Below are 23,215 nucleotides of genomic sequence, written 5' to 3'. Positions count from 1 at the left end.
CAGCTACCAGATCCTTTTGTAGGTTTTCCCGTTAAGATCGGTGAGCTTGGGATCTGCAGGCATTAGGTCAATGCATCGTTGAAGAGTGGGAATGTCTCGCACGAAATGCATTGGTGTGGTGTTTGCGATTCGATGGTTTGGGGTGGAGAGGAAAGCTCCGGCTGCCTCTGTCGTGTCAAAAACGCGATCGCACATTGCGACGAGAATTTCGATGTAGGATAGACCTTTGCGCATCATGGTGTAAGACGCGCATCGACGATGAGTGTTTTCGAGAAACGGGTGCGGGCCGCCGCCCTCTGCATCGGGCTTGTTGTATTGCCGTGCTTGCCTTCTTCGAAGCCACTCTTCCTCGATGCCTAGTAGGTGTCGGACGGGCCATCCACCGTCCAGCATGTTCACTATGGCCAGCATCTCTGCGACGAGACGGGCGTAGGCCACTCCGCCTTCAATACAGATTTGTCGCGGGGTTATGCCGTTGTGCGAGAGCGGCTCGACATACCAATCGCGAAATTCGAATCCAGATAGCTTGCGGCGACGTCCTGCGGCTATGTATTCTCGTTGAAGCTTTTTTCGACGCTTAATGTAGGCCGCTCTTTCTGGATTGATACGAAAGGTATTTGGTTTGGATCCGTGGCAAATTATGCGCCTGGCGATCGGATGTGCGTCTTCTATATCTGGCTCGTCGCATAGCATTCGCATGTAGGTTGCGACTGCCTGATTAGGTGTCCCATATTCTTTACGGCTGATGCCGGCAGCTTCAAGCACATCCGGGTCAACTTCATATGGGCTTGGAAGCTCAGCATTCAAAAATGGGTGGCGTACGGGAGGAACTGAATTTTGTGGTTGGTCTGCCCGGGTACGGGAGAGGTAAATGTTGGGTGGTCTGTCGTATAGGATATCGCCATTTTCATCCGGTTTGGACCGGAGAAAATCGCGAAGGGTTACGTGCTGCCAATTTCGGGCAGGCGCAGAGAACCAGTGCTCACCGGGTATCGTTCTGCCGACAAAAGCTCCAGTTCCGTAGTACGTAATTTCAGCTTCGTGCTGCTTGCGGGTCTCACTTTTTATCCGATGGGGAATGTTTTCTATCAGGTCGCGCAGTCGATTGCCTTCGTTGGTGATGATTTGCCTTCTTTCTTCCTTGAGAAGGGCAATGCGTTCGGGCTCCAACTGATGCGCGATCCAGACGCGGGGGGCATCGGAAAGGATCGCCTGTCGCAGATCTTGGCCCGAAGTTGTCTCGAAATCATAGTCAGCGACGTCGATCTCGATGCATGACTGGATACGCTGGCGGAGAAGCTCTGCCTTGGCTTCGTCAACCGCGTGGTAAACCTTGATCTCGACATTCAGGCGTCCATCGGGATGATATAATACGATGTCAGGCCTGATGCCGTCCTGCCACTCTTCCAACGTAACGGCATGGTATTTCCACTCCGTCTCAAAGTCGCGTGCTATGTCCAGATATTCGACATGGTGCAGAGGAAGTCCGACAGTACGGGCCTCTTCGATTACCATCTTCGACCACAGGTGAAGGCTTGTTTCGAGGCCGGATGTGCATTCGTCATGCGAAACATGTGCAAAGTGACCGCGCCGAGTTATGATTTTGTCGCTACCCTTACGGGTATGCGGGACGGTTTCTGCAACGTGGCGCATTTCGGATTGGCAGCCGGCGCAGATAAATGGCGCTTGGGTTTTAGAAGCGTCATCGATGTGAACGACCTTGCCGGTTGATTTCACAAGAGCGAAGGGATGTTTCAGCATTTTGAACCATGGACAGATCTATTGTGGCGAGGCGTCCAATGGATGAATTTCCTTTGTCGCCGTGGAGCGCGCACAAAGTTCCTACGTTCTTTTTATCTCTTCCTCTCCTGCCGACCCAAGCCATTTGGAACAGTCAGAGTGAACCGCGACTCTTGTGAAGGCTTTCTGTCTGGGCCCGTGGTTATGGATATTCCGATCGCGTGTTCCTAAAAATTTATCCCACATTTCCACGATTCGAGAAAATGTGGGATAAATCGCGATATTCCTGTCGGTTATGCCACTGTCGCGACTTCGACGGTAAGGTGCTGGAGCTCGTGAACGGGCACCAGGCGCCGCCGGATTTCCGTCGCATCTACACCCGGATGGGCAGACACGCCGACGATCGCGGAGTGTGCTTCAGGGCCGATCTTCCACACGTGCAGATCCGTGATCCGGGCATCGCCAGTCGTCTCGACCAACTCGCGGACTTCATCGGCCACGTGGCGATCGGTGCGATCCAGGAGAATGGCGGCCGTGTCGCGCATCAGTGACCATGACCAGCGTGCAATCACAACGGCACCGACAATGCCCATGATGGGATCCATCCATACCCAGCCCAGATAGCGACCGGCCAGAAGTGCGGCGATCGCCAACACCGATGTCAGGGCATCGGCCAGAACATGCATGTAGGCAGAACGCAGATTGTTGTCGCCACCATGGCTGTGACCATGGTGATGCCCGTGATCATGGTGATGACCATGGTCGTGCCCATGACCACCAGATAGAAGGAAGGCCGACGCTATGTTCACGAGCAGTCCGAGGATTGCGATCCATGTGGCTTCCGCGAAGGCGACGTTGATAGGCTCAAACAGCCGCATGACGGACTCAACGCCGATAGCGAGGGCGATGATGCCCAGGACGAGGGCCGATGCGAAGCCGGCGAGATCCCCGACTTTCCCGGTGCCGAAGCTGAAGTCGCCGTTATGAGCATTGCGTTTCGCGTAGGCATAAGCCGCGGCTGCAACACCAAGCGCTCCGGCATGGGTGGCCATATGGAAGCCGTCAGCCAGTAGGGCCATCGATCCAGTAGTGTAACCAGCGACAATCTCTGCCACCATCATGAGGGCGGTGAGCACCACGACCCAGAGTGTCCGGCGGGCATTGTCGTCATGGCTGGCGGCCAGGAACATATGTTCGTGCGTCAGGTGGCCGGTGTCGGCCAGCACGGCGGTCTTGGTACTCACTTGCTGTACCTCCGGATGATCGTGACGAGGTCCTCTGCGCCTTGCTGGCGTTCTTCGGGCGACAGACCGTCGCGTGCGACATGGGCCTCCAGATGTTCGACGATGATCTCATCGAGAAGGCCATTCACGGCGCCGCGAACGGCTGCGACCAGATGGAGGACTTCGGTGCAATTCGCATTGCCGCCAAGCGCGCGCTCTACTGCGCCAACCTGGCCCGCGATGCGCTTGATTCGCCCGAGTAGCGCGTCTCGGTTTTCATTGATGTGGGCCATTTTTCCCTCGGTAGCCTCAGTGTCATGCAGCAAATTGCTGCTGGTAGGATGATGCTCTATAGGGTAGGGGGGTATGGTATTCAATCAAATTCAGTGGAATGATTTGTGCGCTCGCCTTGCATTGACCTTTGTGGTTTCGACGCCTCGTCCGGCTGGTGCCGCGGTTGCGGCCGTTCTCGTGAGGAAGTGCGTCGTTGGCGCAATCTGCGCCCGGGCGAGGCGCGTAAGGTTGCTGCGGATTTACCGCAGCGCCTGTCCAAGCTGCGCGCAAAGGGCCTGACGAATGATCGCACCGACGACTGACCAGCCTTTCGGCTGATGTCGTCGGTGCGATGGGTGGCAAGCGGAAGCTGTTAGCCAGGCGCGACCTTCAACTGGTGATCGTCTCCGTATCGAATGCGGCAGGAATAGCCATGGCCGCACTCGGTGTGCATCTGCGATACAGCGGCTTTCGTTAGCCGCTGTATCTGGCCACTATCTTCGATTTCGATCCGTTCAACCGATTGGAAGTCGAAAGGTGCGACCGGCACATTTTCCCGACCCTGCTTGATGAGTACCCCGTAGTGCGCCGTGCCTTTGAAATAGGTCACCCGGATGTCATGGGAGCTTTCGTTCTTCCATCTGGGATGGACGGGACCGCATGCGGACAAGCATAGGGCCAAGGCGGTCAGTAAGATCGTCGGTTTCATGGTCTCAATTTCTTGCGGGATTGCTGTTCCTAACAAATCCGCCCTAACCGGGCATGAATGCCTAACCCTCAGGGGCGACGCGATCTGGTCGCATCAGCGCCATGTTCACCACATCGATCCAGTTCCCGCCCATGAAGAGCGCGTTGCGTGAGGTGCCCTCTTCGACAAAACCCAGCCGATGGTACAGCCGCCGTGCGGGTTCGTTATGGGCGAAGACGTTCAGTTCGAGCCTGCTCAGGTTGAGATCACGCCAGCAATATTCAATGGCGACTGCCATCGCGTCTGCTGCCAAGCCTTTGCCGCGGTCTTCGACCTCACCGATGCGGATGCCGATAAGGGCCGATCGATGGATGGCGTGGATTTTGTGGATTTGGATGAATCCCACAATGTGCGGAGCGTCCTGCACGCGAATAGCGAAGAAGACGCGTGAGGCGTCCTGATCGGCATTTAGCCAGAATGCTTCCTGATGCTGCCAGTTAAGCGGTCGGTAGGGTTCATTCAGGCGAGCGTCGTCGGCATTGTCCATCCAGCGGAACAGGCGCTCGAGATCGACAGGGAAAATGGGGCCGAGGGCCACGGTGTTGCCAAAGAGCATATTGGGTCTTTCATGATGTGCAGATGGCCGCGCGGATGGCGACCGAAGAGGAAGCTCGATCAGACTGGCTGGGGGCTAAGGCGCCTGAGCCACCATGTTCGGATGGCCCGCTCCGCAGGTGCCTCGATGCTGTGGTGCAGGAGGGCTGCCAGACCAAGCATCGTTGCCGACGTGACGATGACCCCCGCGAAGGGGCCTATCTGTGCGCGGTCGATTGCCCGGAGCAGCACGAAGCCGGCGTGATGGTGGATGAGATACAGCGGGTAGCTGAGAGCGCCGAGATACAGCAGAATAGGATGAGTGATCGCGGACAGGCGGCCGTTGATGGCCAGCCAGAGCATCACCTGAATTCCGACCCCGGCGATCAGGAAGGCGGCGCCGCCATTGAAGCCCAGTATCGCCAGCGCCATCGCGAAATAGGGAAGTTGGTCGAGATAGCGCCGTTGTGCTGACCACGCTCTGTAGGTGAGCACACCAATGGCGAAGAACGGGCTGTATTGGTTCACCAGGAGCATCTGTACCCGATACGGCGCTATCTCGGAGACGGAGGCGATCGCGCCAACTGCCATCCAACCAGCAAGCAGGTACTCGATGCGCACCCGCTTGCGCGCCATCCATGCGAGGGCCGCGCATATGTAGAAGGCGAGCTCGACGGTCAGCGTCCAGTACACGCCATCTACAGACGGGACGAAGAAGAAGCCTTGCAACATGGTTAGGTTGATCATGACCGTTTCGAATTCCGCCTGTAGCCGTTCGGTCCCGCTCCATTGCACGACCAGCGTCGTGATCAGCACCGCCGCCCAATAGGCTGGGAAGAGCCGGGCAACACGCTTGATGGTGAAGTCGGCGATGCCCACGGTGTTTTCCAGCGTGCGACTGATCACGAAACCGGAGATGCCGAAGAACAGGAAGACGCCATAGCCTCCGGCATCGAACCTCACGCCGATGCTGCGGCGCTCGGGAAAGAAGTCGGGATAGATCGAGGTGTAGTGGAACAGCATCACGCTGATCGCCGCGATCCCGCGCAGGGCGTCGAGTTCCTTCAGCCTGTTTCTGAACGGGCCGCTGACCGGTTGCTGTTCAAGCCGATCAGGACGCACGTTGACCTTCTGTTTTTCAACGAGGGTCATGACGGCCCCCCTTGAAAATCTTCCCGACCATGTTGCGGATGTCTTGATAGAATGGGCCGGTATCGTCCTTGTCAAAGACGTAGTAGCGCATGTTCGGGCGCACGAAGTCCGCGAGGTAGGATCGCAGCTCCTGCAGGCGGCTATATTCAGCGACGCGCTCATTAACGCGAGAGCGCCTGATGAGCAGGCGCATGAGCCGCTTGGTTTCCGGAATCATATAGCGTGCCTGAATTATGTCTTGCCGGCCCACCGGCGCGTCAACGACCTGGCCCAGGACCGAACGTCGATAGGCTTCCCAGGCGAAGAGGGTGTCACAATGGCGAGTGAGCGGGAGGCTGCCCCAATAGCGGCCGTTTACTTCCATGAGCCAATAGCGCTTCCGTGCCGCGTCATAGCGATACTCGACCATGGCGGGGCCCTCCCACTCCAATTCCTGAAGCAGGCGCTCCGACAATTTCATCTGGGCTTGATGCTGATGGAGTGGCTCGTTGTAGCAGAGCGTCGACACCCCGCCTTCTGGCGGCCATTCATGAAGGCGCACATGCTGAAAGCGCAGGGTCGCGCGATCACGCCTCATGTAGAGCATTTGGCCAAGCCCCACGCCATCGCAATAGGACTGGATCAGGGGCCAGCGGCCTATTGTTTGGAAGCGATCAAGCAAGCGGTCGAGTTGGCCGGCATTGCTGACGAACTCTGCCTTCTCCCATTTGAGGCCAGCCTCTTCGAGAAGGGGGAGGATGTCATTTGGGTTGTCCCACTTGGCGATAGCGGGGAAGGTCTGCTCAGCGATCCGCGCGGCGAAATCTTCGCCGGCTCGAGGTTGCCATGTCTGCGGCACGTCGAACCCGAGCTTTCTGGCTGCGCTCAGCGTGTCGCTCTTGCTGAGCGCCCGCTGCAATTGCTCCAAGCGGGGCGTCAGAACCTCGCACTTGCCGATGTACTTTGGTCCTGACGCCAGTTGCAGCAAATCGGTTTCGGACACAGCAAATAGTGCCATCGCGCCCGTGCGACGTACGATGTCGGGCATCCAGGACATGATTGGCCCGGCCGGACGGATGATGGCTTGCGAGCAATGTCGTGAGGCTGCAGCCATTGAGGTTGCGGCCGTACCGACGCCGATGACCGGCACGCCCTTTTGGCCGAGTTCACGGATGATGCTGAGATTGATCGGTAAGCGCCGACGGAAGGTGGCGTTGACGCGGCCCGTCAGGCTTTCCGGCGTGTCCGTGGCGCCCATTTTTTCGCGAGCGTTTCCAGCCTTGCTTCGATCAGAGGGATATCGGGCTTGGCGTTGGGATCATGGTTGTCGCCGAGGGTCTCCAGCGCCTCTTCATGATATTCATGCTGGGGATCGCCGAGCGCTTCGAGCTTTTCGGCATAGCCCCATGGTCCGCCACTGTCCTCCGGCGGGCGCATGCCTACTGCATCGAGGATGAGCGGATATGTCAGGTGCGGGCTGGCCGCGCTGACGCGCTCGATCTTGACGCTATGCTCCCAGGCGTCGCCAAAGTCGTAGAGATATCGGAAAGTCTTGCGCCTCGTATCCGCCAGGACCTGGGCGAGAGTGGCCTTACGGGCGTCGAGCGGCCCGTCGAAGCCATATTCAGGATCAGGGATGCCGAAGCCGGTCTGCCCGAAGCTCATTTCCCACAGATGAGAGTCCGTCCACGAGAAGGCGGTCTGGATGACGGTGTGCAGACGGTCGAGGCGGATATTGAGCGGCACCTCCAGCGTTCGGCTCACGGCCGGTGTCACATCGTCCAGCGTAATCTTCATCCGCACGATAGTGCTGTTGCTCACGCAGCCTTCTCCAGATCGTTGGTCAGCTTTGATGCCTGCCATTTCCACGGCAGGAAGTCATCGATCCGATTGATCGGGTGATTGCCGATGCGCTCAATGACGTCTGTGAACCACGCCTCGGGCTCGACGCCGTTGAGCCGGCATGTACCGGCCAGAGAGTAGAAGAGCGCGGCGGCCTCTCCACCCTTCATAGAGCCGACGAACATCCAGTTTCGGCGCCCGAGCGCGACACCGCGCAGGGCGTTTTCCACCAGATTGTTGCTGATCTCGAGCTGACCATCATCGCAGTAGCGGATCATGGCCTGCCAGCGATTGAGCGGATAGCGACAAGCCCGCGCCAGATTGCTGTCGGAAGACAGGCCTCGGTTCTGGGTTTCGAGCCACACGCGCAATGCCTCCAGCTTGGGCACCGCCTTGCTCTGGCGGATGCGTCTTCGCTCATCGGGTGGCGCACCCTTGATATCGCGCTCGATGGCGAAGAGTTCGGCGATCCGCACGACCGCCTCCGCCGCGATCGGTGACGGGCTCTTTTCCAGTATGTCGGTAAATTTCCTGCGACTGTGACTCCAGCATCCTACTTCGACGATGTCCCTGGGCGCCTTGGTTTTGGGATCGCGGTAAAGCGCATTATAGCCAGCAAAACCGTCCGCCTGGAGATACCCCTGATAGCCGGCGAGATGTTCTGCCGGATGCGCTCCGCCACGATCGGCGCTGAAGCGGAAGGCTACGGCAGGCGGGCTCATGTCACCGCTTGAACGATCATCGCGCAGATACACCCAGAAGTGCCCGGTCCGGCTGCCATCGCCATTGCCCAACAACGTGACCGGCGTGTCGTCCCCGTGGATCTTGGCGGCTTCCCGGATATAGGCGAACAACCGCTCGCCCAGCGGCGCCAGCAGCCATGCCAGTTTTCGCGCCCAGCGGCTCATCACATCCCGATCAATGTGAAGCCCAACGCGGCGGAAGATTACCGACTGCCGATGCCAGGGCTGGTGATCGACAAAGCGATTGACGACGAGGTGGGCCAGCAAGGCGCTGCTCGCCATCACCTTGGGCAGCGGCAGATCGACGGCGGGCGCCTGGCGGATCTGCTCGCAGGACCGGCACACCAGCCTGGGCCGGACATGGCGGATGACGCGGAAGCGCGCCGGGACATAATCGAGGACCTCAGTGACGGCCTCGTCGATCTGGACTGACGGTCCGTTACAACCGCCACTGCATGGGCTGGGCTGATGATCGACGGTCTGACGCGGGAAGTGCGCCGGAAGCGGAACGCGGCTGCCAGGTTTGCGGGCCGATTTTGCTACCAGCGCCGCCGGCACCTCATCGTTGGCGGGTTCCGGCGCCTCGACCTCCTCGAACATCAGCCGCAGCTGGGCGATATCCATTTTCTCGGAGCTGCGGCCGAACTGGACGCGCAGCAACCGCGCGACACGATGCTCGAGCTTTTCGATCCGCAAGGTCTGGGCTTTGACCGTAGCTTCCGCGGCCCTCAGTTCGGCCCGTTCCCGCTCCATGACATCGGCCATCTCCAGCAGCATTTTCTGCAGGAGAACCGGGTCTGTGGGGAGGCGATCAAGGGCGAACCGCATGGTCTCAACCATAGCCGAAGCCCACGGCAAAACCTACATAAAATGGCGGTTTTCCTGATCTTTTTGGCTATGCGAGCCTCGGCGTGATCACCTCGTCATGGACTATCGCCTGCTTCCAGTTCAGCCCTTCGATGAGCATAGCAAGCTGGGCCGCCGACAGGCGAAGCGCGCCCTCATGAGCACGGGGCCACACGAACTTTCCACGCTCGAGACGCTTTGCATACATGCATAGCCCTGAGCCGTCCCAGACCAGAGCCTTCAACCTGTCGCCCCGCTTGCCGCGGAACAGGAAGACCGCTCCCGAGAATGGATCGAGCTGAAGGATATTGCGCACTTGCGCCGACAGCCCGTCAAAACCCTTGCGCATGTCGCACGGCGACAGCGACAGATAGATTTTCGTCGAAGGCGGGAACGCCAGGCTCAATGATCCAGCTCCCGCAGGACATCGAGCACCTGTTTCAGGACCGCCCGATCAACTTCGCCATCCACCGACACCGTCAGGCCGCACCGCCCTCGAACCTCGATCCGCCCAGCTTCCCGAGCTTTGGCCGACGGCGACGACGATGCCAGTTCGACAGGCGCGAAGCCTGCCATGGCTCCGCGGAGCAGTTGCTTGCGCCAGGTATAAAGCTGGCCTGTTCCAACGCTGTGCCGCCGAGCCACGGCCGAGACGATCGCCCCCGGCGCCGTCGTCTCCTTCAGGATCGCCAGCTTCTCCTCGTCGCTCCAGTTCCGACGCCGCTCCACCCGTACAAGCACTCCGCCATCACCGCGACCGCTCATACGAGGCTCGTTTGACTGCTCGATGTCCATGCTCATGCCTCCTTAAAGGCCGCGAGCTTTCCTATTCCGGTGCCGGCAACAAGGTCACGTTCCGTCGGCGCTTACATTGATCGCGCTATCGAGCCCGAGCACGATAGCAGGTGGGTGCGGACGCAAAGGACGCCCGCCAGAATGCGGTGTTGCCAACAGAAGATGCCTTTCGAACGTGCCGAAGGCAGCGGCGTACGTAAAGCATCACAGCCGCTGCCAGACTGGCAGGTCAGACCAATCGGAAGGTCGGGCGCCCTGCGAAAAGGGCGCTGCGGCATCAGGCGGAGGGCGGCTCTAGCAGCGGAGGGGAGGGTACGATCGTCAGCTGTAGGTCATCAGACCGACGGAACTGACGCTTGAGAATACGGCGGTGCCGGTCGCCTACACCAGCTATCCTGACGTCGTCTGCTGATCCGTGCGTGTGATGACCGGTGTGACGGTGAGAACCGTCAGGAAGTTCGTCCGTCTGCCCATCAACCAGATCCGCCGGCTCAGTGTGCGCCTTACCTACTGGATCGGTATGGGTATATTCGTAATGATGTCCCTGAAGCGGCGCGTGCGGCAGGGCGGCTCCAGCCGCTCCTTGAGCGAGGATCGCCAGAACTGTCAGCATTATGCAGCGGATCAGCTGTGTCATGTCGCCTTGGCTCACATGCTCAGTTCGGGTTGCGCTCGGAGGCCTATAACAGAAATGGCGTTACAGATATCGTGAGATTGCCCGGAATTCTTCAACGGCCTTGGAGACGCCGCCGCTGTCTTGGCTATGGCTGAGACAATGATCGATATGATCGTTGATCAGGGTCTTCTTGGCGTTGACGATCGCACTTTCGACCGCTTGCAACTGCTGGGCGATCTCGACGCAGGGACGTCCTTCTTCGATCATTGTTACGATGCTGCGCAGGTGGCCGCCAGCACGGTTCAATCGCTTTATGATCGCAGGATGCGTCTCGTGCTGATGATCGGCCATGCAGAATCGACTCCAAGAATGGCGCTTGCAGTATCCTCCCCGGGGGGATACTGCAAGCGCCATTCATATCCCCCCGGGGAGGATGATTCGTCATGAGGTCATGCAATGCTTTCGGTGTTGAGCAATCGGACATACCGTCACCTGTTCTTGGCGCAGGTGGTGGCTTTGGTCGGAACCGGGCTGGCTATGGTCGCGCTGGGGCTGCTCGCCTATGACATTGCTGGCGGATCGGCAGGCGCAGTGCTGGGGACCGCGCTGGCCATCAAGATGATCGCCTATATTGGTGTGGCTCCCGTCGTAGGCGCCTTTGCCGACAGGCTGCCGCGTCGCGCCTTTCTCGTCACGATGGATGTGCTGCGCGCCGCCGTCGCGATCTGCCTGCCGTTCGTCAGCGAGATCTGGCAGATCTACGTCCTGATCTTCGTGCTTCAGTCTGCTTCGGCAGCGTTCACGCCCACTTTTCAGGCGACCATTCCCGATGTTCTGCCGGAAGAGCGCGACTATACCAAGGCACTCGCCCTGTCGCGGTTGGCTTATGATATGGAAAGCCTGACGAGCCCGATGCTCGCGGCTGCCTTGCTGACTGTCATCAACTTCCACTGGTTATTCTCGGGCACGGCGGTCGGTTTCGTCGGTTCGGCCATTCTGGTCCTGTCGACCACCTTGCCTCGAGCGCTCAACCGTAAGGAGGTGCGCACTGGCATTTATGCCAAGACCACCAGGGGCATGCGGATTTACCTCAAGACGCCACGGCTGCGCGGCCTTCTCGCTTTGACCTTTGCTTCGGCGGCGGCGAGTTCGATGGTGATCGTCAACACTGTTGTCATTGTGCGGGACCAGCTTGGCCTTGGCCAGCGGGACGTTGCCTTCACGCTGGCAGCCTTTGGTGGAGGCTCTATCCTCGCTGCGCTGGGGTTGCCCCGTATTCTCGACCGCATATCCGACCGCTCGATCATGATCACTGCCGCAGCAGTGCTGGCTTGGGGGCTTGCGATCATGGGTGCCCTCACGCACTGGTTCGGCAGTTCTTCCAACTATTGGTCCATACTGCTCGCGGGTTGGTTTGTCCTGGGTATGGCCTATTCGATGAGTGTCACCCCGTCGGGGCGGCTACTGAAAAGGTCGGCCAATGCGGAAGATCGGCCTGCACTCTTTGCGGCGCAGTTCGCCCTGAGCCACGGAAGCTGGTTGATCTGCTATCCGCTTGCTGGCCAGCTTGGCGCGAGAGAAAATCAGGTAATGACGTTCATTGCCATGTCGATCATCGCGCATTTTGGTGTGATCGCTGCTTATTTGCTGTGGCCGAGCGCGGATCCTGACGAACTTCCGCATGATCACGTCGATCTTGATGCAGACCATCCCCACCTTCGGGACAAGCATGGCCAAAGCGCTGGCCACGCCTATGTGATCGACGATCTTCATCAGCATTGGCCAAGATCATGACTCGTTCTTTCGGTCGATCCGGCTTGCCGAGCGCATGTGACGAAGATAGCGTGCGCGCCATGCGAGCATTGCACTCATCCCGGCGTAACAGCACGGCGCTTATATGGCGTCGGCGCGTGTCGACGCTGTGCGGCCTGCTCGCTTTGTTGGGTGTGACCCTGCTGACCACTTGGCATGACACCCTACCTCAGGCGCATGCGGCCCAGCAGGTCGCGTCCAGCGTCGCCGATCACGATCATCACCATGACCGGCATGAGTCGAAGGACCAGCCTGACCTGGCAGACATGATGCACATTGCTGCACATGCCGCGCATCAGTCGACAGATCTCCCGTCGCAGCCCGTCATAGTTGCAGATGTTGCGCCGGTCGCTGGGCGTTGGGAGCTGTTCCACGCTGCCGCGTTGGGTTCCACGGGGCCAGCCTCTCTCTTGAGACCACCCGAGGTCTGATCCCTGGCGCGCATCTGCGCGCATCTTTTGATCAGACCTACGAGGGAATTACACAATGCAAGCCTTTCGAGGCCGGCTGCCGCGTATTGCGGTATCCGGCGCGGTCGTTGCGACCTGCCTTATGGCGGGTGGCACGGCTGCAAGCGCGCAAGTCGCGCCACCATTTGCCGAGCTTTTTCGGCAAACCAGCGAAGCGCCACGTCAATTGGAGCTCGAAGCCGAAGTAGATCGAGCCGAAGGATTGGCACGGCAGGCACGCGCATATCCCAATCCGACCGTGAGCGTCATGACGGAGAATGTGGGGGGGCAACGCCCTTACAACCGCTTCGGTCGTGCGGAAAACACGCTCCAGGTAAACCAGCCGCTTGAGCTTTTCGGAAAGCGCTCCGCTCGCATTGCGGCAGGCGAAGCAGGCGTGGTCGCTGCTCAGGCGCGTACGCGTGACGGCCGGCTGTCCTATGCATATGAACTGGCGCGTGCCTATGCTGGCGCTGAAGTCGCCGATCGCAGGATCGGGCTGGCTGAAGATGAACTGGAAGAAGCAGAAGCGGATCTTAAGGCCGCCCGCGCTCTGGTTGAAGCGGGCAAGGAAGCCCGGCTTCGCGGCCTTCAGGCTGAAACCGAAGTGAATTCGCTAAGGGCTGTCGTCGATACGGCCAAAGCAGAGCGGGTTGGCGCCTATTCCCGCCTGACTGCGCTCAGTGGTCAGTCGGTGTCTTATTCGACGCTTGCCGAACCCATGTTGGACCGGTTGGCGCCGATGAAGGGGCAGGGGCCGATCGACCCGACGCAGACGGCTCCTTATCTGGCAGCGAAAGCTGACGCAGAAGCTGCCGCGCGGCGCGTAACATCCGCCAAGCGGCAGGCCATTCCTGACGTGACGGTGTCCGTCGGCGTTAGACGGCTTGAGGTCGATAACGCGAATGCTCTACTGGCAGCTGTGAGCGTGCCATTCCCGCTCTTCGACAGGAATCGCGGCAACATCGATGCCGCGCAGGCTGAACTGCGCGGCGCGCAGGCACGGGAGGCGGCAACCCGGTTGGAGGCCGAGGCTGCAATCCAGGCTTCGCTTGCCCTCAACGAAGCGGCAGACGCCAGAGCAGCGGCTGCGGATAGAACGCTATCCACGGCTGAAGAAAGCTATCGGCTTGCACGTATCGCCTATGAAGCGGGGAAGTCCCCGCTGATCGAATTGCTAGCTGCACGCCATGGCCTGGGAGCTGCTCGCGGCGTGGTGCTCGATGCCCGCGCTGCCCAGTTCGATGCCCGCGCCAGCCTTGCACGGCTTGAGGGCCGCACCATTACCGGAGAACCCGTCCAATGAAGTCCGACAACAAACTCTATGCCGGCGCTGCGGTCGGCCTCATTCTGGCGGCACTAGCCGGCTTCGGCGTGGCCCGCATGACAGCGCCCAGCGCACCGGTGGCTGAGGAAAGCGCTGTGGAAGCAGAGGCCCAGCCTGCCGATACCGTGGAAATTACTGCGGACGGCATCAAGACCTCGGCAATCTCGGTCGAAGCCGTCTCCGGCTCCAGTCTCTCGGGGATCGTCATGGCGAGCGCCACGGTCGAAGCTACGCCTGATGCCGAGGCTGTTCTAACCGCGCGAGCGCCAGGCACGGTGACGCGCATCTTCAAGCGTATCGGTGATACGGTTCAGGCCGGTGAGGCGATCGCGCTGGTGGAAAGTCGTGATGCCTCGGCAATCGCGGCCGATCGTGGGACTGCGGCGGCGCGCGCGACGCTGGCTGCGCGGCAATTGGCCCGCGAGAAGAGCCTGCTGGCGCAAGGTGTATCGGCGCGGGCGGACTATGAAACGGCCGAAGCCAATCTGGCGGTAGCCCGGGCCGAAGCGCGCCAGGCGGACGCGGCTGCGCGTGCAGCAAGAGTTGCTGGCGATGGCCGGTCCGTATCTGTCGTCAGTTCGGTCTCTGGCCGGATTACATCGGCAACGGCAAGTCTGGGTTCGTTCGTCCAGGCGGAGACTGAACTATTTCGGGTCGCAGATCCGCGCAGCATCCAGATTGAGGCTGCGGTTCCTGTGGCTGACGCTGGCCGGGTAAAGGCTGGCGATCGGGTGGAACTCACGACGTCCGACGGCCAGAAGGTGGAAGGGCGTGTGCGCTCGGCGACCGGTGTTGTCGACGCGCAGACCCGGCAAGCCACGGTCGTCATCACTCCGAGCGGCGGTGGCAGCGTGATCGCTCCAGGACAGCTTGTGCAGGCACGTATCTTCGCCAGCGGTGGTCAGGGTGCGAGCGGTGTCACGGTGCCACAGGATGCGGTCCAGACAGTCGGCGAACGGACAGTGGTTTTTGTTCGCACGCCCAAGGGCTTCAAGGCACAGACCGTTCAGGTCGCCAGTCGCAGTGGCGGCATGGTTGCGATTGCGGCTGGCCTGAAGGCGGGGCAGCAGATCGCGACGACCAACGCCTTCCTCCTCAAGGCTGAGCTTGAGAAGGAGTCGGCAGAATGATTGCGCGTATCCTCAGTCTATCCGTCAGGATGAGATGGGCGGTGTTGTTCCTGACACTCGCCATTGTCGGATTTGGCGGCTGGCAGATCACCAAGCTGCCGATCGACGCCGTCCCGGACATCACCAACCGTCAGGTGCAGGTCAACACCTTCAATCCCACGCTCGGCCCGGTCGACATGGAAAAGCAGGTGACTTATCCGGTCGAGACGGCCCTTGCCGGCATTCCAGGTCTCACCATGACCCGGTCGCTCACGCGCAACGGGTTCAGCCAGGTGACGGCGATCTTCACGGACAGCACGGACATCTTCTTTGCTCGCCAGCAGGTGACGGAGCGGCTGGCGCAGGCCAAGGACAGCCTGCCTGCCGGGGTGCAGCCCAATCTGGCGCCGCTCAGCACCGGCCTTGGCGAAATCTTCTTCTACTCGGTGGCATTTCGTCATCCCGATGGGAAGAACGTCAAGATCGTCAATGGTCAGCCGGGCTGGCAGTCGGACGGCAGCTACCTCACGCCTGAAGGCGAGCGACTGACCACCGAACTGGCGAAGGCGGCCTATCTGCGCACCGTGCAGGACTGGATCATCCGTCCGCAAATGCGCAATGTCAAAGGCGTAGCCGGCGTCGATTCCAACGGCGGCTTCGTGAAGCAGTATCTGGTGCAGCCCAATCTCAACGCGCTGGCCACCTATGGCCTGTCGGTGACGGAACTGGCTGATGCTCTCCAGCGGGCGAACCTGTCGGCAGGCTCCAACTACATCAAGCGAGCCGGGGAGAGTTTCCTGGTTCGCGCCGATGCGCGCCTGAAGTCGATTGAGGAAATCGAGGAGGCGGTCGTTGCGACCCGTGCTGGCGTGCCGGTCCGCGTGCGTGATGTCGGTGAAGTGGTCATCGGTGGCGCGGTCCGCACCGGTTCCGGCAGCCGCATGGGATCCGAAGCGGTGATCTCGACCGTCCTGATGCTGGTGGGCGACAATAGCCGCATCGTGGCGATGAGCGCGGCAGAGAAGCTCACGCAGATCAACAAGGGTCTGCCGCCAGACGTCTTTGCCGAGCCGGTCTATAACCGCTCGAAGCTGGTGAATGCGACCATTTCGACGGTCGAGAAGAACCTGACCGAAGGCGCGCTTCTCGTCATCGTGGTGCTTTTCCTGCTGCTCGGCAATATCCGCGCGGCGCTGATCACGGCGGCGGTCATTCCGGTGACCATGTTGATGACCGCCAGCGGTATGAACGCCATCGGGGAATCCGGCAACCTCATGAGTCTTGGCGCGCTCGACTTCGGTCTGATTGTCGACGGCGCCGTGATCATCGTGGAAAATGCGCTGCGACGGCTTGCCGAACGGCAGGAACATGAAGGGCGTCTGCTGACGTTGTCGGAGCGGCTGGGCGAGACGACGGAGGCTGCGGTCGAGATGGTTCGACCGACCGTTTACGGGCAGCTCATCATCTTCCTCGTGTTCGTGCCGCTGCTGACCTTCCAGGGTGTCGAGGGCAAGACCTTCTCACCGATGGCGGTTACGCTCATGATTGCTCTGGCCTCGGCCTTCATCCTCTCGATTACCTTTATCCCTGCGATGATCGCCATCGTGATCAAGGGGAAAGTGAGCGAGACGGAAGTGAAGCCGATCCGTTGGTTCAAGGAAAAGTACGAGCCGCTCCTGAAGAAAGCCGTGGCGCGTCCCTTGCCGTTCATTGCGGCCGGCGGTGGCATGTTCCTGGCAGCCGTCCTGTGCTTCGGCCTGCTGGGCGAGGAATTCATGCCCCAGCTTGACGAGAAGGACATAACGGTCACCAACTTCCGCGTGCCATCGGCTTCGATCGACCAGTCGACCGAGATGCAACTGCGGATCGAGAATACTCTCAAGACGCTGCCGGAAGTGGCGCTCGTCTTCTCGAAGAACGGCAACGCGGATCTGGGTACCGACCCGATGCCGCCAAACGCTTCGGACACCTATGTCATCCCCAAGCCCGAAAGTGAGTGGCCGTCGGATGTGAAGAGCAAGGACGATATCCTCAAGCGCATCGAAGCGAGGATGAAGCCCCTGATTGGCAACCGGACGGAAATCCAGCAGCCGATCCAGATGCGCTTCAACGAGCTTATCGCCGGCGTTCGGGCTGACGTGGCCATCAAGCTTTATGGCGATGACCTCGATCAGATGAGCCAGCAGGCGCAGCGCATTGCTGCGGTGGTTCGGAAGATCCCCGGTGCTGGCGATGTCAGTGCCGAGCAGACGTCCGGCGCGCCGACGTTTGACGTGAAGATCGATCGATTGGCGGTCGCACGTTACGGCCTTTCGGTCGAAGAGGTTGCCAATACCGTTGCGGCTGCTCTTGGGGGCCGGGAAGCCGGGCTGCTGTTCGAAGGTGACCGTCGCTTCTCGGTCGTGGTCCGTCTGCCTGATGCGCAGCGCGACGATCTGGAAACGCTGGGGTCCATCCCGGTGATGTTGCCTACCCCAGAAGGTCAGGTGGCAAGGTCCATCCCGCTCCGCGAGGTGGCACGGTTCAGCTTCACATCGGGGTTGAACCAGATCAGCCGCGAGAATGGCAAGCGTATGGTGATCGTGCAGATCAACGTGCGTGGCCGGGATCTGGGCGGCTTCGTCACAGAGGCGCAGCAGAAGGTGGGCGAACTCCAACTGCCTGCTGGCATGTACACCGATTGGGGCGGCACGTTCGAAAGCCTTCAGTCGGCGCGTCTGCGCCTGCTGATCGTGGTGCCGATCTGCTTCGCCGCGATCTTCGCACTTCTCTACATGGCATTAGGCGGCGCTATCCCAGCAGCGATCGTGTTTAGTGCGGTGCCCATGGCTCTCGCGGGCGGTGTTTTCGCTCTGCTGCTGCGCGGGATTCCGTTCTCCATCACGGCTGCGGTGGGCTTCATTGCCCTCTCCGGTGTCGCTGTTCTGAATGGCCTCGTCATGATGAGTGCCATCCGCAAATATCGAGAGGATGGGGCAGAGGAGGATCAGGCGATCATCGGCGGTGCGATGGAGCGCGTGCGGCCGGTGCTGATGACTGCGCTCGTGGCAAGTCTCGGCTTCGTGCCGATGGCCCTCGCTACGGGGACGGGAGCCGAAGTGCAGCGACCGCTTGCCACGGTGGTCATTGGTGGCCTCATCACGTCGACGGCGCTGACGTTACTCGTGTTGCCGGCGATCACGGCATTCATGGGGCGCCTCAAAAAGAAACAGGCGCAAGAGTCGTCGGGTAATTCCGAACCGGCAACTGCGTAATCGAAAGGCAGGCGGCGGCGGAGCTGCCGCCTGCTTCACCTATGATTTGCTCAACGCCAGACCCTCGAGGATTGGAAAGTGCCATGTTCCTTGACGAACGTTCTCGATTTTCTGTCCGGTCAGGCCAGCTGGCTATCGTGATGATGGCGGCGCTGGCGGCCGGGTCATGTTCATCTGGCGATGGCAATGGCCAACTCAGTCCCGACGACCAGGCGCTGCTCAGTGATCGCGAAGCGCATCATGAATTTCAGTGCAATGATGGCTCCCTTCTCCACGCGGCGTACCGCGATGAGGGGCTGGTGATGATCCTGAGTGGACCCGCGCAACCGCAGCCGATCCGCCTGACTGCTCCGGCTCAGGGGCTGACCTATGTCGGGGAAGGCATCACTGCCACGATCACCAATCGCGTCCTGCGCATCAGCGAAGTAAACCGGCCGGAGCGCACCTGCACCTCGGGCAAGCCCTTGGGCCTTAGCCCTGTAGAACCAGCCGACGACTTGGTTCGTGACGAGAATAGGTCATCTGACGCTCGCAATTTTGTTGAGAATCATTCGCGATAATCTATCGTGTGTGCGGTTTGGCGCCCGTTGAACGGCCGTTTGGATGAATGAGAGAAGGAAGGAGTGGCGAATGCGAACTTATCCATTCCTCTCTGTCCTGCTCGTAATCGCTATGATGATCTCACACGGCTCGTTGCTGACCGTGTCACAGCATTTCCACAAAAGCGACCGATCATCCGTTGAGGCTACTACAGAGCATCAACATTTTTCAGAAAACCATGAGGAGCCGGGCAGCGCTACAGGAGGCGGTCACGTTCATCTAGTCGGTGATCGCGTGCCAGATGACCATGGGCTGAAACCTGTCCCAACTGGGAAGGCTATCCATAGCGGCGCGCATCGCCAGCCTTTTATGGCGCCATTCACCATGGCTCCGCTACTCGAGCCGCCATCGATATCCTGAAGCATGGCAGTGCGAGGCGTTGGTCTCGCACTTGGTGCTGATCTGCCGGCGTCGAGGCGCTGGCGACCATACGGATATCTATATGAAACTCAGACTGGCTCGACCGTGGGCATGTTATGCTGCGGTCTTTACAGCCTTGGCGTTTTTCGTCGTCGATGTGGCCTTGGCCCATGGCGTTGCGGAAGGCGACAAAGGCTATATCGAAGAAACGACCGGCCCTCAGATAGGGGCATTTCTCTATCTCGGCGCCAAGCACATGGTCACCGGATATGACCATTTGCTGTTCCTGTTCGGCGTCATCTTCTTCCTCTACCGGATGCGCGAGGTCGCGTCCTACGTCACGCTGTTCGCCATCGGCCACAGCACGACCCTGATTGCAGGGGTGCTGCTGGGCACCAATGTCAGCGCCTATCTCGTCGATGCGATCATCGGCTTGTCGGTCGTCTACAAGGCGCTCGACAATCTCGGGGCGTTTCAGCGCTGGTTTGGGTTCCAGCCGAATACAAAGGCGGCCGTGCTGATCTTCGGCTTCTTCCACGGCTTCGGTCTGGCGACGAAGCTGCAGGATTTCGCGCTATCGTCTGATGGTCTGATCACCAATCTCATCGCTTTCAACGTCGGCGTCGAGATGGGCCAAATCCTGGCTCTGTCGGCCATCCTCATCATCATGGGATATTGGCGGCGCATGCGCAGCTTCGCCAAACATGCCTTCACCGCGAACGTCGTGCTGATGACCGCCGGCTTCGTTCTCACCGGCTATCAGCTCGCCGGCTTGTTCCTGGGAGATCCTTCATGACCCGTCCCCACTCGCCCATGCCGGGCGAACTGCCCACCCTTAGCCAACTGAATCGGGCTACACTCATCGCTTTCGGTGCCGCTGCGGCCATCCTGGTGACGGCCGTGCTGCCAGCGGAATATGGCGTCGATCCGACCGGCGTCGGTGGCGCCCTCGGCCTCACCCCGATGGGCGAGATGAAGCAGGCTGAACATGATGCTGCGCCAGTGGCGTCGTCCGCACCGGCTACGCCAACGGCGTCCAAGCCGGCCGTGGCTGCCCCGGGTGAACCGGTCCAGGTCGTCATTACGCTCAAGCCCAACGAAGGGCGCGAGATCAAGGCAGTAATGACCGCCGGCAGCGCGATGCGCTACGCTTGGAAAACCGATGGCGCGAAGATCCGCTACGAATTGCATGGCGAGGAATTCAACGCGCCTGAAGGTGAATACACCAGCTACGAGAAGGGCACGTCGGCCGGTGAAAGCGGATCTTTCACAGCCCCCTTCGACGGTACGCATGGCTGGTACTGGAAGAACAAGACCAGCGAGCCTGTCACCATCACTGCATCTGCGACCGGTGGCTTTTCCGCCTTCGCAGCCAAGCCCTGACCCAACTCATAATGAGAGAAGGAAAATCTGATGCGTAAATTCATTATCGCAGCTGCCGTTGTTCTCGCTCCCGTGTCCCCGGTGATGGCGCATGGCAATCATGATGAAGAAGAGCAGGATCGTCCTGTTCAGCAGGTGGCGAAGGACAATGTCATCAAGCTCATCACCAAGGGCACATTGCCGGCGAGCTGGTCAAAGGCGAAGTTCGTGGAAACGAAGTCGCGGACCGTTCAGGGCGCCCGTCAGGATGTGGTGATCTTCCGCAACGAAGCTGAACCGGAAGCTCGCAAGCTGCTGTACGTCGCGTTGAAGCCGGACGGCACCTTCGTCTCCGCTAACCACAAGCTGAAGTAAGAAATGATAGGCGCGGCCATATGGCCGCGCCTGTTTTGCCCATCATTGCATTAAGTGATGGGCGGAGCCTTTGGCCTCTAATCTGGAACTAGCTGCGATTTTCAGACTCGAATGCTAAAAGGTCGTTTCGCACCTGAAATCAAGCTGCTAGAGTTCTCTTACGGGGTTCTCCCCTCGCATACGCGCTGTAGTAACTGCGGCGTAAGAGTAAATGTCTGCACATATCATGCCCGCCATGATCATTCGGTAATTCCTGGCGTGACTGGAAGGGAGACCCCGTGCCACCTATGGGCCATATTTTTGGACCAGTGAGTTTCGTGAAGTTGCCGCCGGAGTTGATGAGTGAGGCCAGTCTTCTTGCTCATCTTGGCGTTGGCCGTGCCGAACTTAATGTCATTAGTTGGTACGCCGGTAGGATGTACCATAAATTCGACATTAAAAAGAAGTCTGGCAAGGCGAGGGTGATTAATGCGCCGGATCGTCGGCTGAAGATGTTGCAGAGGAAGATCGCCGATTTGCTGACGCCTCTCTATCGGAGGCGCAACCCTGTTCACGGGTTCGTGATCGGTCGTTCTGTGAAGACCAATGCTCAGTCCCATCTGGGCAGCAAGTTCATCGTCAACTTGGATTTGAAGGATTTCTTCCCGTCCATTTCGTACGGACGCGTGACGGGCGTGCTGCGTTCGCTTGGCATGAAGCGCGAGGTCGCGGAAGCTATTGCGACAATTTGCTGCCTCAATGGGACGTTGCCCCAAGGCGCTCCGAGCAGTCCGATCTTGTCCAATATGGTTTGCTTCCGCTTGGATCGGAGGCTGCGGGAGTTAGCCAAGGACGCCCGTTGCATTTACACCCGCTATGCGGACGACCTGAGCTTTTCCAGCTACCAGCCGCTAATGGGATTGTTCGAAACGACACCACCGGCTTCAGGGCATTTCTCACCGGATCTGTTGTCGGAAAAACTTAAGCAGATTTTCAGCGGTAACGGGTTTGTGCTGAACCCGGACAAGGCTCACTATGCTGACAAGCATTCGCGCCGCACCGTGACAGGCATCCGGATTAACGAGGCTCTCAATGTCGACCGGCGGTTTGTGAGGAATTTGCGGGCAGCCCTTTACTCTGTTGAAACTTTGGGACTGGCCGCCGCCCAGGCAAAATTCAAATCCTTGCATGGTGGTAAAGCTGACGTCGGCCAGCACCTGCAAGGCAAGGTATCGTGGTTGGGGTACATCAAAGGCGCATCTGACCCAGTCTTTCGGAGTGTCGCATCCCGTTTCAACGCTGCATTCCCGCCGCTCGCGCTCGATATTTTGCCCAGTCCCCAAGAAATACGAGAACGATCAGTGTGGCTGATTGAGCACTGGGAAACAGGGGGTGACCAAGGCACGGCGTTTTTCATGAAGGGTGTCGGTCTGGTAACGGCAGAGCATTGCATATCGCCGTCCGGTATAGTTGAGTTGTATCACCCGACGAAGCCGTCGAATAAATTCGCGGCGTCCGTGAAGCATCGATGCCCAGATCGCGATCTGGCCGTTCTCGACCATGCAATCCCCAACAACGAATTCTATGAGCTCGAAACCGCCGGCAAGGCAGCCGCGACAGGCGATGCCACGACCGCGATCGGGTATCCCGGTTATGGACCCGGCGACAGACTGAACATCCGACCTGGCGCAGTTACGTCCCTGCCAACTAAGAGTGCGGTGAAGATGGTCGAGGTCCAGCAGATGCTGACGCCGGGCATGTCAGGAGGGCCATTGCTGGATGTGGATGACCGCGTCGTTGGCGTCGTTCACAAGGGCGGCCATGATCATGGTCGGCAACTCGCTATTGCCATATCTGAACTGCATGCTTGGCTGCCCTGACCTGATTAGCCGAACCGGCTAATCGCGCAGGCGCCGAACCAGCCGTTTCCAGCTTGCTTCACTGTTCATCCAGTCAGGCCGGTCCGGTTGTCGAGGCGTTGGAGCAAATCGTTCAGGATGTCCCCGACAGCGCGTGCAGCGCAGGTGCGATCCGACGGTTTCCATAGCGGTGTTCCAGCAATGCGCGAGGAACCAGCGGTTGAGTTTGTCAGCATCG

General features: G+C 59.7%; 24 protein-coding genes. 11 read left to right on the top strand and 13 right to left on the bottom strand.

Going from position 1 to position 23,215, the window contains the following annotated elements; genetic code table 11:
* Positions 1-3: 3 nt before the first annotated feature.
* The 3 genes from IL54_RS24450 to IL54_RS20570 all read right to left on the bottom strand — a co-directional run bounded on the left by IL54_RS24450 (position 4) and on the right by IL54_RS20570 (position 3,256).
* Positions 4-1,761, bottom strand: a complete 1,758-nt coding sequence (locus IL54_RS24450; RefSeq protein ID WP_125998924.1) for a hypothetical protein — start codon at positions 1,759-1,761, stop codon at positions 4-6.
* Between the two features lie 272 nt (positions 1,762-2,033).
* On the bottom strand, positions 2,034-2,930 hold the full coding sequence (gene dmeF / locus IL54_RS20575; protein ID WP_052027850.1) for a CDF family Co(II)/Ni(II) efflux transporter DmeF: 897 nt from the start codon (positions 2,928-2,930) through the stop codon (positions 2,034-2,036).
* Positions 2,931-2,980: 50 nt separating this feature from the next.
* Positions 2,981-3,256, bottom strand: coding sequence for a metal/formaldehyde-sensitive transcriptional repressor (locus tag IL54_RS20570; RefSeq protein WP_004210808.1), 276 nt, complete (start codon positions 3,254-3,256; stop codon positions 2,981-2,983).
* 105 nt (positions 3,257-3,361) lie between these two features.
* Here IL54_RS20570 and IL54_RS20565 point away from each other — a divergent pair, with 105 nt between their 5' ends.
* Positions 3,362-3,559, top strand: coding sequence for a DUF1289 domain-containing protein (locus IL54_RS20565; RefSeq protein ID WP_037480019.1), 198 nt, complete (start codon positions 3,362-3,364; stop codon positions 3,557-3,559).
* A gap of 50 nt (positions 3,560-3,609) precedes the next feature.
* On the opposite strand, the gene IL54_RS20560 is transcribed toward IL54_RS20565, so the two are convergent.
* The 6 genes from IL54_RS20560 to tnpC all read right to left on the bottom strand — a co-directional run bounded on the left by IL54_RS20560 (position 3,610) and on the right by tnpC (position 8,894).
* Positions 3,610-3,945, bottom strand: coding sequence for a hypothetical protein (locus IL54_RS20560; RefSeq protein WP_004210810.1), 336 nt, complete (start codon positions 3,943-3,945; stop codon positions 3,610-3,612).
* A 61-nt stretch (positions 3,946-4,006) separates the two neighbouring features.
* A complete protein-coding gene (locus IL54_RS20555; RefSeq protein WP_009821101.1) occupies positions 4,007-4,540 on the bottom strand; it encodes a GNAT family N-acetyltransferase in 534 nt (177 codons plus the stop codon).
* A gap of 59 nt (positions 4,541-4,599) precedes the next feature.
* On the bottom strand, positions 4,600-5,670 hold the full coding sequence (locus IL54_RS20550) for an acyltransferase family protein (RefSeq protein ID WP_009821102.1): 1,071 nt from the start codon (positions 5,668-5,670) through the stop codon (positions 4,600-4,602).
* Positions 5,657-6,706 carry a carboxylate--amine ligase gene (locus IL54_RS20545; RefSeq protein ID WP_037480629.1) on the bottom strand — a complete coding sequence of 350 codons (1,050 nt, stop codon included), beginning with the start codon at positions 6,704-6,706 and terminating at the stop codon, positions 5,657-5,659. Before IL54_RS20545 ends, IL54_RS20550 begins: the two co-directional genes overlap by 14 nt.
* Before the next feature lie 170 nt (positions 6,707-6,876).
* Positions 6,877-7,470: a plasmid pRiA4b ORF-3 family protein gene (locus IL54_RS20540; RefSeq protein WP_237748752.1), complete on the bottom strand. Its 594-nt coding sequence runs from the start codon at positions 7,468-7,470 to the stop codon at positions 6,877-6,879.
* On the bottom strand, positions 7,467-8,894 hold the full coding sequence (gene tnpC / locus IL54_RS23480) for an IS66 family transposase (protein ID WP_162182184.1): 1,428 nt from the start codon (positions 8,892-8,894) through the stop codon (positions 7,467-7,469). Before tnpC ends, IL54_RS20540 begins: the two co-directional genes overlap by 4 nt.
* A 12-nt stretch (positions 8,895-8,906) precedes the next feature.
* Here tnpC and IL54_RS24715 point away from each other — a divergent pair, with 12 nt between their 5' ends.
* Positions 8,907-9,149, top strand: a complete 243-nt coding sequence (locus IL54_RS24715) for a hypothetical protein (protein WP_162182183.1) — start codon at positions 8,907-8,909, stop codon at positions 9,147-9,149.
* On the opposite strand, the gene tnpB is transcribed toward IL54_RS24715, so the two are convergent.
* The 3 genes from tnpB to IL54_RS20515 all read right to left on the bottom strand — a co-directional run bounded on the left by tnpB (position 9,130) and on the right by IL54_RS20515 (position 10,842).
* Entirely contained in the window at positions 9,130-9,486 is a 357-nt protein-coding gene (tnpB, locus tag IL54_RS20530; RefSeq protein WP_037472583.1) for an IS66 family insertion sequence element accessory protein TnpB, read from the bottom strand. The two genes, IL54_RS24715 and tnpB, sit on opposite strands and share 20 nt — an antisense overlap.
* Positions 9,483-9,875, bottom strand: a complete 393-nt coding sequence (gene tnpA, locus IL54_RS20525) for an IS66-like element accessory protein TnpA (protein ID WP_161489738.1) — start codon at positions 9,873-9,875, stop codon at positions 9,483-9,485. Before tnpA ends, tnpB begins: the two co-directional genes overlap by 4 nt.
* Before the next feature lie 697 nt (positions 9,876-10,572).
* Positions 10,573-10,842, bottom strand: a complete 270-nt coding sequence (locus IL54_RS20515; protein WP_009821105.1) for a metal-sensing transcriptional repressor — start codon at positions 10,840-10,842, stop codon at positions 10,573-10,575.
* A 105-nt stretch (positions 10,843-10,947) separates the two neighbouring features.
* Here IL54_RS20515 and IL54_RS20510 point away from each other — a divergent pair, with 105 nt between their 5' ends.
* Entirely contained in the window at positions 10,948-12,285 is a 1,338-nt protein-coding gene (locus IL54_RS20510) for an MFS transporter (RefSeq protein ID WP_037480016.1), read from the top strand.
* 182 nt (positions 12,286-12,467) lie between these two features.
* Here IL54_RS20510 and IL54_RS24445 read toward each other — a convergent pair whose 3' ends face one another.
* Positions 12,468-12,677 (bottom strand): hypothetical protein, encoded by a 210-nt coding sequence (locus IL54_RS24445; protein ID WP_125999564.1) that lies wholly within the window; start codon positions 12,675-12,677, stop codon positions 12,468-12,470.
* 112 nt (positions 12,678-12,789) lie between these two features.
* On the opposite strand from IL54_RS24445, the gene IL54_RS20505 reads away from it, so the two are divergent.
* The 8 genes from IL54_RS20505 to IL54_RS20470 all read left to right on the top strand — a co-directional run bounded on the left by IL54_RS20505 (position 12,790) and on the right by IL54_RS20470 (position 22,998).
* Entirely contained in the window at positions 12,790-14,058 is a 1,269-nt protein-coding gene (locus IL54_RS20505) for a TolC family protein (RefSeq protein WP_009821107.1), read from the top strand.
* Complete coding sequence (locus IL54_RS20500) at positions 14,055-15,209, top strand: efflux RND transporter periplasmic adaptor subunit (protein WP_004210818.1); 1,155 nt, start codon at positions 14,055-14,057, stop codon at positions 15,207-15,209. The genes IL54_RS20505 and IL54_RS20500 overlap by 4 nt, the downstream gene beginning before the upstream one ends.
* Positions 15,206-18,442 carry an efflux RND transporter permease subunit gene (locus IL54_RS20495; RefSeq protein ID WP_004210819.1) on the top strand — a complete coding sequence of 1,079 codons (3,237 nt, stop codon included), beginning with the start codon at positions 15,206-15,208 and terminating at the stop codon, positions 18,440-18,442. The genes IL54_RS20500 and IL54_RS20495 overlap by 4 nt, the downstream gene beginning before the upstream one ends.
* A gap of 83 nt (positions 18,443-18,525) precedes the next feature.
* Entirely contained in the window at positions 18,526-19,002 is a 477-nt protein-coding gene (locus IL54_RS20490) for a hypothetical protein (RefSeq protein ID WP_004210821.1), read from the top strand.
* A 482-nt stretch (positions 19,003-19,484) separates the two neighbouring features.
* A complete protein-coding gene (locus IL54_RS20485) occupies positions 19,485-20,198 on the top strand; it encodes a HupE/UreJ family protein (protein ID WP_037480627.1) in 714 nt (237 codons plus the stop codon).
* Positions 20,195-20,785, top strand: coding sequence for a hypothetical protein (locus IL54_RS20480; RefSeq protein ID WP_004210823.1), 591 nt, complete (start codon positions 20,195-20,197; stop codon positions 20,783-20,785). The genes IL54_RS20485 and IL54_RS20480 overlap by 4 nt, the downstream gene beginning before the upstream one ends.
* Positions 20,786-20,815: 30 nt before the next feature.
* Positions 20,816-21,139 carry a DUF6488 family protein gene (locus IL54_RS20475; protein WP_221775498.1) on the top strand — a complete coding sequence of 108 codons (324 nt, stop codon included), beginning with the start codon at positions 20,816-20,818 and terminating at the stop codon, positions 21,137-21,139.
* Positions 21,140-21,426: 287 nt separating this feature from the next.
* Positions 21,427-22,998: a reverse transcriptase domain-containing protein gene (locus tag IL54_RS20470; protein ID WP_037480011.1), complete on the top strand. Its 1,572-nt coding sequence runs from the start codon at positions 21,427-21,429 to the stop codon at positions 22,996-22,998.
* Positions 22,999-23,215 lie beyond the last annotated feature (217 nt).

The sequence above is a fragment of the Sphingobium sp. ba1 genome (assembly GCF_000743655.1).
Lineage (GTDB): Bacteria > Pseudomonadota > Alphaproteobacteria > Sphingomonadales > Sphingomonadaceae > Sphingobium.
Note: the sequence above shows the minus strand (reverse complement) of the source record. Positions and strands in the feature narration are given on the sequence as shown.